Origin of the sequence: Nocardioides ginsengisoli, assembly GCF_039537225.1 — a bacterium.
GTDB classification, from domain to species: domain Bacteria; phylum Actinomycetota; class Actinomycetes; order Propionibacteriales; family Nocardioidaceae; genus Nocardioides; species Nocardioides ginsengisoli.
Window position 1 is genome coordinate 237,122 of the sequence record NZ_BAABAC010000005.1, and the last position, 14,618, is coordinate 251,739.

The window sequence follows — 14,618 nt, forward strand, 5'->3', positions numbered from 1 at the left end:
TCTGATGATGTATGAGCTTTATACTATCTATTGCCGGAGTGGCGGAAGTTGACTCGCATGCTCTTCGGACGCGGACGTCTCAAATCCCCCGTCGGCGGCTCGCCGCCGGTTGCGGGGTCGCCGCGGAGAGCATCGTGATCGACACATGGAACACGTGGTTGCCTAAAGAATAACAAGTGTCATATAAAGACCGTAGGACTACCCGGAAGGCGTGAGCTGTGACGTTCGCTCTCGTTGAGACGATGACCACTGAAGGCGTTCCGGAGACAGCTACGGAGCACATGGTCCCCACTCGGGACGGTGTCCACCTCGCCACGGACGTGTACCTTCCGGAGGGCCGCGACGGCCGGACCTATTCCGCAGTGCTGGTTCGCACGTGTTACGACAAGACGAGTCGATATACCGCCCTCAAGTTCGAGGCGGAGTACTACAACGCCCGTGGGTTCGTGATGGTCGTTCAGGACGTTCGGGGAAAGTTCAACTCGACCGTCATCATGGTTCAGGCCGGCGACGAGACGATCTCCAGGGTGGCTCAGCTCGTTCAGCAGCAGGCCAAGTCCGTCGGCCTGACCGTCGAGATCCGGTCGCTGCAGCCCTTGGTCTTCGAACAGGCCGGATATGACGCCACGAAGCGCAAGGGGATCGACATGATGCTCTCGACGAACTTCAACGCGACGGCCGACCCGCTCGAGCCGATGGGCTTCACCTACCTACCAGGTCAGCCGTACAACTACACGGAGTTCGACAACCCGAAGGTGACCAACCTGCTCACCGAGGCGCGCCAGTCCTTCGACGCGAAGGAGCGAGCCAAGAAGGTCGTTGAGGCGCAGGTCATCTTCGAGCAGGATTCTGCCGTGATTCCGGTGGTCTCTACCAACACTGCGACCTTCCTCAACAACCGCCTGACCGGCGCGGTCACGTCGTTCGCGTACTGGTCGCTCGCATCGATGACCTACATCGGCTCGGCGAAGTAGGGGTGCGGATCGCGTTAGCGATGCCTCGGGGCGCTCGCATCTGTCGGTGCCCGGTCAAGGGGGCTCGGAGAAGAAGTCCTCCGCGCGCGATGTAAGAGACGTATGACGCCTTCTTCGCGTTGACCCAAGAGCTCGGCACTCGGGATGATCCGGGCCCGATTGGTCGCCGACTCGCGGGGTGGTGTGCGAGGCAACGAGGAGGTCGAGCCGTCGTCGATCGGCGGCGGGCCGCTGTTGGCAGCCGACGGATCTGGCACGCTCGAGATCAGTCGCGCGGGCGAGTTGATCGCTTCAGTCCCGGTCGAACCGTTTGCCGACGATGTGCCCGCCGGCTGGGTGCTGCGTCGCGAGGCGGTTGCGACCAGCGATCTGACGATCGATGTCTCATAGCCGGTGCCGCCCGGTCCTGGCCCCAAGAGTCATTGTGGCTGAACCCATGAGTACCTACGTTCGGAGGAATAGACATGTTGCAAGAGATCTCCGCCGTCACGCGCGAGTATGACGTTGTGGTCGTGGGCGGCGGTTTCGCTGGGGCGAGGTCGGCCGCGGAGCTCAGCAGTGCCGGACACGACGTGCTGGTCATCGAAGGCCGTGACCGGCTGGGTGGCCGGATGTGGAGCGAGCTCGATCGTCTCGGCGGCCGATACCCGGTCGAGTGGGGTGGGGCGTTCATGGTGGACCGGCCGACGTATCCGTTGACGTGGCAGGTCATCGACAGGGCCGGACTCGACCTCGCCTGGGGCTCGCCGGCAGACACCGACCTGATCTGGTTCACTGGCGGTGAGCGACGTGTGGGTCCGCTGCCGGTGCCCTTCGACGAGTTGGCCTCACTTGAGCGTCTCGTCGTCCGTGTGCAGGAGCTGGCCGGCACGATCGACCTCGACGCGCCGATGCACGAGCAGGATCTTTCCAGTCTTGACGTGCCCTGGCCCCAGCTGCTGGAGGGCAGTGGGCTGGGGCCGCACACGATCGACCTGTGGAAGGCGCACATCATCACGCTGGCCGGGGACGACTGGACCGTCCCCTCAGCGTTGCCGTTCCTGCGAAGCATTGCGGAGGCGGGCTCTGTGCTCGGCGCCACCTTCTTCGACGCCCCCATTGATACGCCTATGGCCCGGACTCTTGGGCCCCAGCTTGCTGGGGGCACCGCTTCACTGTACGAGGCCGTCTCGGAGGAGGCGAAGGGTGACCTCCTGCTCGGGCATCGGGTCCGGCGCATCATCGAGGAGTCCGACCGGGTGGAGGTTGTGACTGACGAGATGTCCGTCTTCGCCCGAGCGGTCGTTGTCGCCGTACCGCTCGGCGTGCTGAACGATGTCGAGTTCGAGCCGGCCCTGCCAAAACGGCTCCAGTCAATGGCGGCTGAGGGCGTGTCGGCCCAGGCGGAGAAGGTCACGGTCCTGATCGAGAACTGTCCGAGGCCGTTCTACGCCCACGGCTCGCCGGCCGAAGGAGGGTTCGCGACGATCTCGTCGACGGTCCACGGCGGCGACACCGCGGTGGCGATCGGGTTCACCACGTCGCCTGGCGCGCTCGATCTCACCGACATCGCGAGTGTTGAAGCAGCCGTCCGAGTCTACCTGCCCGACTGTCGGGTGACGGACGTGGCCTTTCATGACTGGGCCGCCGACGAGTTTTCGCGCGGGACCTGGAGCTACCTTCGACCCGGTCAGTCGGCCGATCTCGACCTGGTCCGCGAACCGCGGGGACGGCTCGCCTTCGCGGGGTCGGACTACGACCGACGACTCGGCGTCGAGGGTGCACTCCACTCAGCTGGGCTCGCCGCGACGGAAGTGAGCCAGATCCTGGCGACGGATCGATGATCGATGCCACGGCGGCGCCGCCGACCACAGTGGACTCGTGGAAGCCGCGGACGCTGGTCGCCAGTCATCACCGCGCAGCTTGCCGTGCCAGATGGCCTCGAGCCGTGTGGTCCCGCAACCAATCGTGATCGTGAGGGTCGCTCGTCAGAGTGATCCAAACACAACTCTTCCTTCGAAGACGACAGCCGCCGGCCTGATCTCTCGAATCCTGTCCGGGTCGATGGAGAAGGGATTCTCATTGAGGACGATCAAGTTCGCGACCTTGCCCACCTCGATCGAACCTGCCAGGTCATCGATCCTGAGCTGCCGGGCACCGTCGATCGTGTAGCCCTTCACCAAGCGTTCCAAGGACAACTTCGAGGCATCGCTCGGCCGGACGCTGCGGGGGTGTCGTGACGAGTCGAGGGGGTATTGAGGATCGACCCGTTCGCGCGCCACCTGCATGCCGAAGAATGGATTGGCCCTGTTCAGCTCGTAGTGGGTGACCACATCGCTGGAGAATGTCAACGTGGCTCCGCTCGCTGCGATGTCGTTGAAAGCGTACATGCGGTTCCACCGCTCGTTGCCGAGGTACTTCTTGGCTTCTTCGCCGAAATATCCCCCAGACCAGTGTGCCGTCCAGTTCACGATGATGCCCAGGTCCGCTGGGCGGCTCATGTCGGCTGGATCGACCAACTCGCAGTGGGCGAAGGTGACCTGGGTCCGCCAGTCCTCGGCGGCCTCTGCGGCCCTTGCACGAGCGGCTTGAACCGCGTCGCAGGCGATGCGAAAGGCCCGGTCACCGACCATGTGGATGTGCATGTCCACGTCTGACCGATTGCACTGCACGAGGCACTCGGTCAGTTCGTCGACATCCATCTGAGTTTCGCCGCGGTTGTCTCCACAGCGGTCGCTGCTGTGCGGCTCAAGAAGTGCACTGTTCCCGCTCTCGTTCGTCCCGTCGAGGAAGAGCTTCAAGGTCCGAATCCGGATGCGATCGCTCCCGTAGGTCGCCTGATACCGACGTACGGTCGCGATGGACTCCGGCAGGTCGTCAAGCGTGCGAAACCGCGGCGCACCTTCGTAGTAGAGATTCAGCTCGCCAGTGGCATCGAGCTCTGCAACCGAGCGGAGGGCGTCCTCATCGTCGACAAGCGCATCGAAGAGCGCGGTCACGCCATGTTCGCTCATGAACCGGAAGAACGGCCTCATGGAATCGGGGGTCAGAGCCGTCGGCGGCCACCACCCCAACTCGGCGTACATCCTCTCGATGAAGTGGAGGTGGACGTTCTCGCGAAGATGCCCGATGGGCTCACCGAGCTCGTCGCGCTCAAACATTTCCAGTCCGGGGACGGGGTCGGGAGTCGCTGCAGAGATCCCCATCAGCTCGAGCATCTTGGAGTTCACCCAATGGGAGTGCTCGCTGAAGTCCTGGCAGAGAACAGGTCGGTCGGATATCGCGCCGTCGAGCAGCTCCTTCGTTGGATGCCCTTCGCCGAAGAGTGAGCTGGGGTAGTACTCGAAGTAGAGGAACGGCATCTCCTCCGGAGGGTGGGCCTCACCGTAGTCCCGGATGAACTCGAGAAGTTCATCCACATCGTCGGTCCACGGGAGCCGCACGTGCCATTGGCTTGCGGCGACGAGGGAGGGGTGAGTGTGGGAGTCGACGAGGCCCGGCAGAACCAGCCTGCCTCCCAAGTCGTGAACGGTGAATGAATTGCCGCCGCTCCAGTCGGCTTCCTGACCGACAAATACGAAGCGCCCGTCTCGAACTGCGACCGTGTCAGCCGACGGCTGCTGGTCATCCGATGTACAGACCGTGGCGTTTTTCAGAACGATGTCCATCGCATCTCCCGACTGCCTGGTTGATCCGAAATCTGCTAAGAGCGGCAAGCCCGACTCGCGAAGTGACAATCACGTCGTGTGTCCTGCGAGCTGACCAAGCTGTCACAGTGACGGGTGCTGCTGATGCCACGTCGTCGCGCGCTCATATCGCGCAGCGGCCGAGATCACCGCTACGTCGGCGTAGAGCGGCCCGATGAACTGCAAGCCGACGGGCAGACCCAGGTTGGTGAACCCGCAGGGCACGGTCAGGGCCGGTAGGCCGGCGTGACTGGGCGACTCGGTGAGGCTGTGTAGCGCAGCGGCGGCGTACTTGACCGGCTGGCCATCGATCTCGTCGAGGCCGCCCTTGTCACCCGCATGGGGGAATGCCGGGATGGGCGTCGTCGGGGTGACGATGAGATCGAACTGCCCGAAGATCCCGGCGTAGGCCTCGTAGATGCTTGTCTTGACCTCGCGCATCGCCTGACTGACCTGTAGAGGTGTCAGCAGCCGTGCCTTCTCGGCCATGTGATCGATGAGTGGCCAGACGTCGAGGCCGTTGGCGTGCATGTCGTCGGCGATCGCGATGTACTCCGGGCCCCAGTACTGGATGAAGTACTCATAAGCGTCAGGCAGAGGGATCTCGACCTCATCGACAGTCGCGCCGGCACTTCGAAGGTCGTCCAGCGCGCCGTTGAAGACCCTGCGCGTCTCGGGATCGATCGGCATGCCGCCGGGGTTGTGGCTTGCCGCAATGCGGAGACCACTGAGGTCGCCGTCCGCCAGGGCCGCCTCGACGTAGCGGTCGCCGGTGTCGGGGAGTGCGATGCGGTCTCGCGGATCTGGTCCCACCGTGACGTCAAGCATCATCGCGGCGTCGACGACATGCCGTGCGATGGGGCCCTCGGTCGCGTCGGTCTCGACGTTGTGGTTGTGCGGGATCCGCCCTGATGTCGGCTTGATGCCGACGGTCCCGCACAGGGACGAAGGAACGCGAATCGACCCGCCGCCGTCTGAGCCCCAGGCGAGGGGGCCGATACCGGCACCCGTTGCCGCCGCAGCGCCACCGCTCGAGCCGCCCGCAGCCCGAGAGGGGTCCCACGGCGTGCCGGTGGTGCCGGTCAGCCTGCTCTCGGTGACCCCGAGAAGACCGAACTCCGGAGTGGTGGTCTTGCCGATGAGGATCGTGCCAGCGGCTTTGAGTCGTGACCAGGCGATCCCATCATCAGTCGGTACGTGGTCCTTGTATCCGACCGACCCGAATGTCGTGCGTACGCCTGCGGTCTCGGTCAGGTCCTTGACGGTGATGGGAATCCCGAACAGACGGGGCAGCTCCGGCTCGCTTAGCAGTCGACGCTCCGCCTGCCTCGCTTGCTCGCGAGCCTGGTCAGCGGTCACCGTGACGAACGCGTTGATCTTCGGGTTCACAGCCGCCTGACGCTCCAGCACTGCTTCGACAACCTCGACGGGAGAGACGGCACGGCTGCGATAGAGGTCGGCGAGCTCGTGGGCGCTCTTCCAGATGAGTTCGTTGGACACGTTGGGGCTCCCTGTTCGGAATTGCACAGGTTGTGCAACAAATGATTCACAATCATGAGCCAATGGAGCGGCGGTCTGTCAAGTGGTCGGCGCAAGGTCGCCGAGACGCTTGATCTTTGTGAAGCAGATGTTGTACATTCCCTGCAATACGTGGTCTCGGTCACATCCGAACCGAAGTCAGAGGAGTGTCATGACGTCGATCTTCATGCGAGCGGGACGCCCGCGGACGGCTGGATTCGCAGCGATGTTCATTGCGTCAGCCGTAGTTCTTGCTGGCTGTTCCGGCGGAGGCGGCGGGGGAGACCATGATCAGGTCAACGCCGGCGACCTGGTCAGCAAGCTGCCGGCTGCCAAGGGTGAGGTTGACGTCCTCAAATGGAATCTGCCGGGTGAGCCCGAGACGCTCGACCCGGCGAACACCGTCTACTACCCGTCCGGCACCGTGGTGCGCAATCTGTGCGACTCGCTGATCACGGCGAACCCTGACTTCACGTTGAAGCCGAATCTCGCCACGTTCGAGGTCAAGTCCCCGACCCAGATCGTCTACACGATCAACAAGGACGCGAAGTTCTGGGACGGCAGCCCTGTCACGGCTGAGGACGTCGCCTACACGCTCAACCGGGTGCGCGATCCGAAATACGTGTTGAGCTTCATCATGATCAACGTCAAGTCCGTCGACGTCACGGGAGTCGACGAGGTCACCGTCAACTTCGCGACGCCTGACGAGCTCTTCGCCAACGAGATGCAGAACATCGGCATCATCCAGAAGGCGTACACCGAGAAGCAGGGCGACAAGTTCGGCACCGCCGCCGGCGGGGTGATGTGCAGCGGACCCTACAAGCTCGGGAAGTGGTCGCCGGGCAACAGCCTGACGATGACCCGCAACGACGACTACTGGAACAAGGACGTCAGACCGCTGGCCAAGACGGTGAAGTTCTCATTCATCGGCGACGCGACGGCGCTCGCCCAGGCGCTCGACTCCGGCGAGATCGACGGCTCGTACGAGGTGCCGGCTTCGGCCATCCCCGTCCTCAAGAAGTCCTCCGCGGGTCGACTGGTCTTCGGCCCGTCCACGCAAGGTGTCAACATCAACATCACGACCCCTGATGGGGTCACGGCGGACCCCCAGGTCCGTCAGGCATTCCAGCATGCGCTGGATCGTGATGCGATTGCGAAGGTCGTCTATCACGGAGCTGCGACCGCCAACTTCACGGCGGTGACGCCGGCGACGTGGCCGAAGGCAGAGACCGACATCTACCAGGCCGGCTACGACGAGATCGCCGCTGCTCGCAAGTACGACCTCGAAGCCGCGAAGAAGCTCGTTGAAGCCTCGGACTACGACGGAACCCCGATCGTCATGGCCGTCCAGGCCGGAGATGAGACGATCTCCAGGGTGGCTCAGCTCGTCCAGCAGCAGGCCAAGTCCGTCGGCCTGACCGTCGAGATCCGGTCACTGCAGCCCCTGGTCTTCACCGAGGCCGGATATGACGCCACGAAGCGCAAGGGGATCGACATGATGCTCCAGTCGAACTTCAACGCGACGGCCGACCCGCTCGAGCCGATGGGCTTCACCTACCTACCAGGTCAGCCGTACAACTACACGGAGTTCGACAACCCCGCGGTCACCAAGCTGCTCACCGACGCGCGCCAGTCCTTCGACGCGAAGGAGCGAGCCAAGATGGTTGTTGAGGCGCAGGTCATCATCGAGCAGGACGCCAGCGCCATTCCGGTGGTTTCGACCAACACGACGACATTCCTCAACAACCGCCTGACCGGCGCGGTCACGTCGTTCGCGTACTGGTCGCTCGCATCGATGACCTACATCGGTTCGGCGAACTAGGAGCGGGGTTCACTTCATGACTGCCATGCCCGACCTGACCGAAGAGGTCGCAACACGTCCACCCGCTCGCGGACGCTCGGGCGCTGGTGGGCAGATCGTGTCGGCGGCGCTCGGGGCCGCCGGCACGATCCTCGCAGCATCATTCGTCATCTTCACGGCACTGAGCTTCGCGCCTGGCGATCCCGTGGCACAGATCCTTGGCGCCAAGGCAACAGACGAGGCCCGGGCGGCGAAGCGCGCGGAGCTGGGGCTCGACGACCCCCTGCTCGAGCGCTACTGGCACTGGCTCACCTCGGCTCTGCACGGCGACCTCGGGGTGTCCCTCACGTTTCGAGAGGACGTCACGAGTCTCATCGGACCACGCCTGGAGACGACCTTCCTCCTGGTCGGCTCTGCTGCGGTCCTGATGGTCACGGTCGGCATCCTTCTCGGCTCGCTGGCTGGAATCAGGCCGGGCTGGCGACCCACGATCACGGGGCTTGCCGGGCTCGGCATCTCGATCCCCACCTTCGTGGCAGCGAGTGCTCTGATCAGTGTGTTCGCCGTCAAGCTCGGATGGTTCCCGACGTTCGGGGCCGGTGAGGGCCTAACAGACCGGATCCGGCACCTGGTCCTGCCGGCGATCGCGTTGTCTGTCGGATTCGGCGCCTACATCACGCAGATCACCGCAGCGGCCGTGCGAGAAGAGGCCGAGAAGGAGCACGTGATGACCAGTCGAGGTCGAGGCATTCCGGCACGGCAGATTATTCGGAAGCACATCCTGCGCAACGCGGCACTCCCCGTGATGACTGCTTCCGGTCTGGCCGTTGCCGGCCTGGTCAGCGGGGCCGTGGTCGTCGAGCAGGCGTTTGCCATCGACGGCATCGGGTCCCTGCTGGTCAAGAGCACCTCGAGCAAGGACTACTCAGTCGTGCTTGCCATCAGTCTCGTCATCGTCATCGTGTTCGTCGTGGTGACCACGATCATCGACGTCGCACAGGTGCTGCTCGACCCACGTGAGAGGACGCCCCGTTGATGACGTCATTGACGCACGATCCTGCCGCCACCGAGACTCGTCGGCCCAAGGACAAGCTGCTCATCATCGCCGGTTCGCTCTGCGGACTGCTCGTCTTCGTGGCCCTGTTCGGATTCCTGTTCGCCCCCTATCCGCCAGACCAGACCGACGTGCTCGCCTCCGGCGTCGGGCCCAGCCCTGATCATTTGCTCGGCACCGACAGTCTGGGCCGCGACATCTTGTCCCGTGCCCTTGCCGGTGCGCGGATCAGTTTCGCCGGACCGGGACTCATCGTCCTGGCCAGCGCGGTCTGCGGGACGACTCTGGCGATCTTCGCTGCGTGGACGGGGGGGTGGGTTGACCAGACCTTGAATCGACTGCTGAACGTTGTGTTCGCAGTGCCCGGGATCCTGGTCGCTGTCCTTGCATCTGCCGTGTTCGGCGCCGGGTTCTGGGCACCAGTCATAGCGCTGACGGTCATCTACATCCCGTACTACGCCCGGGTCGTGCGCTCCGCAGCGGTGCGCGAGCGCAACATGCCGTACGTTGAAGGACTCCGTCTGGCCGGCCTGTCGTCATGGCGGATCTGCAGCCGTCATATTCTCCGCAACGTCGTGCCCATCGTCCTCGCGCAAGGCACGATCGCCTTCGGCCTCGCCCTGGCCGACTTCGCGGCCGTCTCCTTCCTTGGCCTCGGTGTTCAGACGCCGACGGCCGAATGGGGAGTGATGGTCGCCGATGGCCGGTCCGAGCTGCTCAACGGCGACATGCAGCAGAGCCTGGTCGCCGGGGCTTGCATCGTCATCACAGTCGTCGCCTTCAACATCTTCGGTGACCGCCTCGGAGCACGCTATGGAGCAGATCGATGAGCCAAGAAGCCCTCCTCAACGTCGTCGATCTGTCGATCGAGCTCACTGACTCCGTGCCGCGCCGCACCCTGGTCCGGGACGTGTCATTCACGGTGCGGCAGGGCGAGTCCGTGGGGCTGGTCGGCGAGTCCGGATCCGGCAAGTCGATGACGGTCAAGGCTGCCATGCGCTTGCTTCCCCGCGCCGCGGATGCGACCGGTTCCATCGAGTTCGAAGGCGTGTCGGTCCTCGACATGGGTCGACGCGAGCTCGCTCGCTACCGCAGCAGCGATGTCGCGATGATCCACCAGGATCCCCGGGCGCACACCAATCCCATGCAGACTATCGGCGACTTTCTGATCGAAGGGGTCGTGTCCGCCGGACTTCAGTCCAAAGCGGCCGCAATCGATCGAGCCATCGGGCTGCTGGATGAGATGGGGATCAAGGATGCTCCGCGCCGGATGGCGCAGTATCCGCACCAGCTCTCTGGCGGCCTGCTCCAACGGGTGATGATCGCCTCGGCCCTGATGAGTGAACCCAAGCTGGTGTTCGCGGACGAACCGACGACGGCCCTCGACGTCACGGTCCAGTCTGAGGTCATCGCGATCATGGTCGAGCAGATCCAGGAGCGCGGCCTCGGCATGCTGTTCATCACGCACGATCTCGACCTCGCGGCGGCGGTGACCGACTCGCTGGTGGTCATGTACGCCGGGACTGTCGTCGAGAAGGGCAAGGCGCACGACATCTACGCCGGCCCGCGACACCCGTACACGGCGGCGCTTCTCGCCTCACGCCCGAGCACGACGCACGTCAAACGGCTGGTGTCGATCCCCGGGCGCCCTGCGTCCGCATACGAAGTCCCGACGGGCTGTGTCTTCGCTGCTCGTTGCCCCTTCGCCACCGAGCTCTGCCGCAGCGATCGGCCGGTCGCTCGAGAGCTGGACGGCCGCGTCGTCGCTTGTCACCGTGCAGAAGAGCTCACCCACGAACTGAAGACGGCGGCCTCGGCATGACGATCGATCACGCACAGCAGCCGGTCCTGACCGTCGACAAGCTCGTGAAAGTGTTCCCGGGTCCTGCCGGGCACGAACATCCTGCGGTCAACCAGGTCAGCTTCACCCTCGAGTCTGGCGGGTCGCTCGCGATCGTGGGCGAGTCCGGATCAGGCAAGACGACCACCGCGCGCATCGTCGCGGGGCTTGAGACGGCCACGTCCGGAACGGTCGACGTCGATGGTCGCGTTCTCGCCGGCAGATCGCGCAGGCGTACGCGGCTGGCGAATGCGCGTCTCGTGCAGATGGTCTTCCAGGACCCCTTCGGTTCGCTGGACCCGCGGCAAAGCGTCGGCGCCGGCATAAAAGAGCTGCTCGCGGTGCATTTCGGCTGGGGAACGGCGCAGCTGACTGAGCGCGTCACCGCTCTCCTGCAGCAGGTCGGACTGGACGAGCGACACGCGAACAAGCTCCCTCGAAACCTGTCCGGCGGCCAGCGTCAACGGGTAGCTATCGCACGCGCGCTGGCACTCGAGCCGAAGATCCTGATCCTCGACGAAGCGGTCTCCGCGCTGGACGTCAGCGTCCAGGCTCAGGTGCTGAATCTGCTGGCGGACATTCGCGAGGCCACGGGGGTCTCCTACCTCTTCGTGTCGCACGACCTCGGTGTCGTTCGCCAGATCACCGAGACCTGCATCGTCCTCAACCAAGGCAAGATCATCGAGTCCGGCTCGACCGCGCAGGTCCTCGACTCGCCCGAGCACCCGTACACGCAGGCGCTTATCGATGCCGTTCCCAAGCCCGGCTGGAAGCCGCGGAGGAGAACCTAGCGGCACGCCGTTCCGATCTGGGCGGAGACCTGCTCTTTAACTACAACAGTTGTTGTAAAAACCAAGGGTGCTCGAGAGGGCACATGAAGGGACCGACACAACACATGGCCATCAACAGTACCGACGTGTCCGAGGTCGTCACGCTCAGGGTTTCCCATCCGAACCAGGCGCCGACACTGGTCGGCAAGGAGTTCGTGACGCCGTGGTTCCAGATGGACGAGGACCGGTCGGCTGACTTCCACCGAGGGACGTACCTGGACGGCTATCCGCACCGCTACGGCGGCGAGAGCGGGTACGGCGACGACCTTGTCGAGGGCTTCCACCTCCTCGGGATGCTTGACTACCTGTGCAATCACGGCATCTACTCCGACGGCCCGTGGATTGCCTGGAACTACGGCCTCGATCATGCCCGCTTCGTGACGGTCATCCGTTTCGCTGATCAGTTCAGGCTTCGAGGAACGGTCAGGGATGTCATCGACCGCGGCGAGCAGGGGCACCTGATCGTCATGGATCTCGTCGGCGAGGTCAAGGGCAGGGAAAGGCCCGGCTTCGTGGCCACTCTGCGCGTCCTTTGGACCACCTCGGCTTGAACATGACGACCACGAGAACGGACGAGAATCTGATGATGTCAATGCACATCGAGCTCACGGAGTACCAGAATGCCCTCCGCGGACTCTCGATGCCCGCCGCCCTCGATCTTGCCGCGACGACCCACGGTGACGAGATCGCGATCATCCATGTGGAGGGTGGCGGACCGACGCTGACCTGGTCGGCGTTCCGCGAACGGGTGTCTCGGCTCCGGTCGGGCCTCCAGCGTGCCGGGGTCACGGCTGGGGATCGAGTCGGCGTGCAGCTGCGCAACCAGGTCGAGTTCCCGCTCGCTTGGTTCGCGGTCGCCGAGCTGGGTGCCGCGATCGTGCCACTGAATCCGAAGTACACGGCGCGGGAGAGCGAGTTCGTGCTCGGAGACGCTGGCGCGACGTGGCTGATCGCAGCACACGACCTACTCGAGAACTACGGTTCGGTCGACTCGTTCGGCCCCGTGCTGCGTGATCGGGTGATCACAGTGTCTGGGCAGCCGGTCGGAACCCTCGCGTTCGAAGCCCTGGTTCAGAGCGACATCACACCTGTCACGGCATACCCGGACCAGGACGAGGTCGCGAACATCCAGTTCACCTCCGGCACGACCGGTCTGCCCAAGGGTTGCCTGCTCACGCATCGCTATTGGGTAGAGCTGGGCGTCTGGGACGCGGGCCTGTTCAACCCGCGGCGCATCCTTGCCGACCACCCCTTCTATTACATGCAGAACCAGGCGTACCTGATGACCGCTCTTGCTAGCGGCGGCGCCATCTGTGTAACGAGGGGCATGAGCCGACGCAAGTTCATGGGCTGGCTGGTTGACCACGAGATCGACATGGCGTGGATCGACGAGGAGATGGTCGACCTGGCGCCGAGCGACAATGACGGACCGCTGCTGCTGAAGCGGGCTCCGATCGCAGGCGTGCCCCCGGAGGGCATCGCTCTTCTCGAGGAGCACTTCGGCATCGTCTCTCGCGACTTCTATGCGAGCACCGAGGTGGGCAACGGGACGTTCGTGCCGTGGGACCGCCGTGATCTCGCGATGAAGGGGTCGATGGGCTTCTGCTTCCCGACCCGGGAGTCGAAGATCATCGACTCCAATCTGCAGGAAGTACCAGTCGGCGTCTCCGGTGAGCTCTGTCTACGTGGGGAGGGGATGATGCTCGGCTATCACAACAGGGACGAGGTCAATGCAGAGCTGTTCCTGCCAGGCGGATGGTTCCGCACAGGCGACATCGTCCGGAAGGACGCCGAAGGTGCGCACTACTACGAAGGCCGACTCAAGGACATGGTGAGTCGCAGTGGCGAGAACATCGCCTCGGCTGAGGTCGAGCTCCAGATCCTCCTGATGCCCGAGGTGCATGCCGTCGGGGTCATCCCGGTCCCAGATCGCGAGCGCGGCGAAGAGGTAAAGGCGATCATCGTACTCAAGGATGGCGCCAAGGTCTCGGCCGAGGAAGTCGTCGCACACGCGCGCACGGGTCTCGCGCCATTCAAGGTCCCGCGATACGTCGAGTTCCGCGCCGACCTTCCGTACACCGCGAGTGGCAAGGTCCACAAGGCTGCCCTCAAGGCGGAGGAGCCACTCAATGAAGCAACGGTTGACGTCACTCGTCTCGACACCCGGTCGGAAACGAGGGCAGAAGCCGGCGCTCGCGGTCACTAGAGGCCTACGATGTTGCAGGCGTTGTAGAACAGCTCGAGAGGTCAATGACATGCCCCGTTTCGTGGATCCGGAGGAGAGGAAGGCCTCGATCATCTCGGCGATGATCGAGGCGCTTGCCGAGGGAGGATTCCCCACCTTCACGCTTCGCTCGTTGGCGAAGCGGATGGGTGGATCCAGCACACTGATCACTCACTACTTCCCCAACCGGGATGCGCTCATCGGCGCACTTTTGGAGTCGGTTCTCAGCGAAGCCGAAGTGAAGCGCGGAGAACTCTTGAAGATCGGCGACCCGCACGAGCGCCTGCACGCCGTGCTCGAGTACTTCCTGCCCGATGATCCTGAGACGCTGGCGCTCGAACGAGTCCGGGTCGCGCTCGTGGCGCACAGGGACGCAGAGCCGGCGCTGCGTGAGTTCTTCGACAAGCTCGAACCTGGGATGCGCGGGGTGATGCGGGCGGGGTTGGAGGAGTTCGTCGATGCTGAGGACCTCGACGAGATGGTCGACGTGCTGCGGGCGTGGACAAGTGGGATTGCCCTGTCGGCGGTCGAGCATCCGGAGATGTGGACTCCCGAACGCCAGGCGGCCGCCCTGGAGCGCTTCGTCAGCTCGATGGCTCTGCCGCTGGCCGCGACCTCTCAGAAGGCTGTCAAGCGGGCATCGACGCGGCGAACCCCGAACGGCACACGACGAAGCGCTAAAGCACGATGAGTCACACGACTGTCTTCGAGC

Annotated in this window: 13 protein-coding genes; 11 read left to right on the forward strand and 2 right to left on the reverse strand. The window is 64.1% G+C overall.

The features are described 5' to 3' along the window. Nucleotides 1–218: 218 nt before the first annotated feature. The 3 genes from AB4880_RS02800 to AB4880_RS02810 all read left to right on the forward strand — a co-directional run bounded on the left by AB4880_RS02800 (nt 219) and on the right by AB4880_RS02810 (nt 2,797). On the forward strand, nt 219–974 hold the full coding sequence (locus AB4880_RS02800) for a CocE/NonD family hydrolase (RefSeq protein ID WP_367917675.1): 756 nt from the start codon (nt 219–221) through the stop codon (nt 972–974). A 183-nt stretch (nt 975–1,157) separates the two neighbouring features. Continuing rightward, nucleotides 1,158–1,364, forward strand: coding sequence for a hypothetical protein (locus AB4880_RS02805; RefSeq protein ID WP_367917676.1), 207 nt, complete (start codon nt 1,158–1,160; stop codon nt 1,362–1,364). 74 nt (nt 1,365–1,438) lie between these two features. Continuing rightward, entirely contained in the window at nt 1,439–2,797 is a 1,359-nt protein-coding gene (locus AB4880_RS02810) for a flavin monoamine oxidase family protein (protein ID WP_367917677.1), read from the forward strand. Between the two features lie 144 nt (nt 2,798–2,941). Here AB4880_RS02810 and AB4880_RS02815 read toward each other — a convergent pair whose 3' ends face one another. Both AB4880_RS02815 and AB4880_RS02820 read right to left on the reverse strand, forming a co-directional pair. After that, nucleotides 2,942–4,621: an amidohydrolase gene (locus tag AB4880_RS02815; protein WP_367917678.1), complete on the reverse strand. Its 1,680-nt coding sequence runs from the start codon at nt 4,619–4,621 to the stop codon at nt 2,942–2,944. A 102-nt stretch (nt 4,622–4,723) separates the two neighbouring features. After that, on the reverse strand, nt 4,724–6,139 hold the full coding sequence (locus tag AB4880_RS02820; protein ID WP_367917679.1) for an amidase: 1,416 nt from the start codon (nt 6,137–6,139) through the stop codon (nt 4,724–4,726). A gap of 190 nt (nt 6,140–6,329) precedes the next feature. On the opposite strand from AB4880_RS02820, the gene AB4880_RS02825 reads away from it, so the two are divergent. From AB4880_RS02825 to AB4880_RS02860, 8 genes are all read left to right on the forward strand, one after another. Beyond that, complete coding sequence (locus tag AB4880_RS02825) at nt 6,330–7,979, forward strand: ABC transporter substrate-binding protein (protein WP_367917680.1); 1,650 nt, start codon at nt 6,330–6,332, stop codon at nt 7,977–7,979. Between the two features lie 25 nt (nt 7,980–8,004). Beyond that, complete coding sequence (locus tag AB4880_RS02830) at nt 8,005–8,994, forward strand: ABC transporter permease (RefSeq protein ID WP_367917681.1); 990 nt, start codon at nt 8,005–8,007, stop codon at nt 8,992–8,994. Beyond that, nucleotides 8,994–9,842: an ABC transporter permease gene (locus AB4880_RS02835; RefSeq protein WP_367917682.1), complete on the forward strand. Its 849-nt coding sequence runs from the start codon at nt 8,994–8,996 to the stop codon at nt 9,840–9,842. The genes AB4880_RS02830 and AB4880_RS02835 overlap by 1 nt, the downstream gene beginning before the upstream one ends. Beyond that, nucleotides 9,839–10,834: an ABC transporter ATP-binding protein gene (locus AB4880_RS02840; RefSeq protein WP_367917683.1), complete on the forward strand. Its 996-nt coding sequence runs from the start codon at nt 9,839–9,841 to the stop codon at nt 10,832–10,834. Before AB4880_RS02835 ends, AB4880_RS02840 begins: the two co-directional genes overlap by 4 nt. Next, entirely contained in the window at nt 10,831–11,643 is an 813-nt protein-coding gene (locus AB4880_RS02845; protein ID WP_367917684.1) for an ABC transporter ATP-binding protein, read from the forward strand. The genes AB4880_RS02840 and AB4880_RS02845 overlap by 4 nt, the downstream gene beginning before the upstream one ends. 125 nt (nt 11,644–11,768) lie before the next feature. Beyond that, nucleotides 11,769–12,233, forward strand: a complete 465-nt coding sequence (locus AB4880_RS02850; protein ID WP_367917685.1) for a hotdog family protein — start codon at nt 11,769–11,771, stop codon at nt 12,231–12,233. A gap of 41 nt (nt 12,234–12,274) precedes the next feature. Beyond that, complete coding sequence (locus AB4880_RS02855; RefSeq protein ID WP_367917686.1) at nt 12,275–13,888, forward strand: class I adenylate-forming enzyme family protein; 1,614 nt, start codon at nt 12,275–12,277, stop codon at nt 13,886–13,888. Between the two features lie 49 nt (nt 13,889–13,937). Continuing rightward, nucleotides 13,938–14,597 carry a TetR/AcrR family transcriptional regulator gene (locus AB4880_RS02860; RefSeq protein ID WP_367917687.1) on the forward strand — a complete coding sequence of 220 codons (660 nt, stop codon included), beginning with the start codon at nt 13,938–13,940 and terminating at the stop codon, nt 14,595–14,597. Nucleotides 14,598–14,618 lie beyond the last annotated feature (21 nt).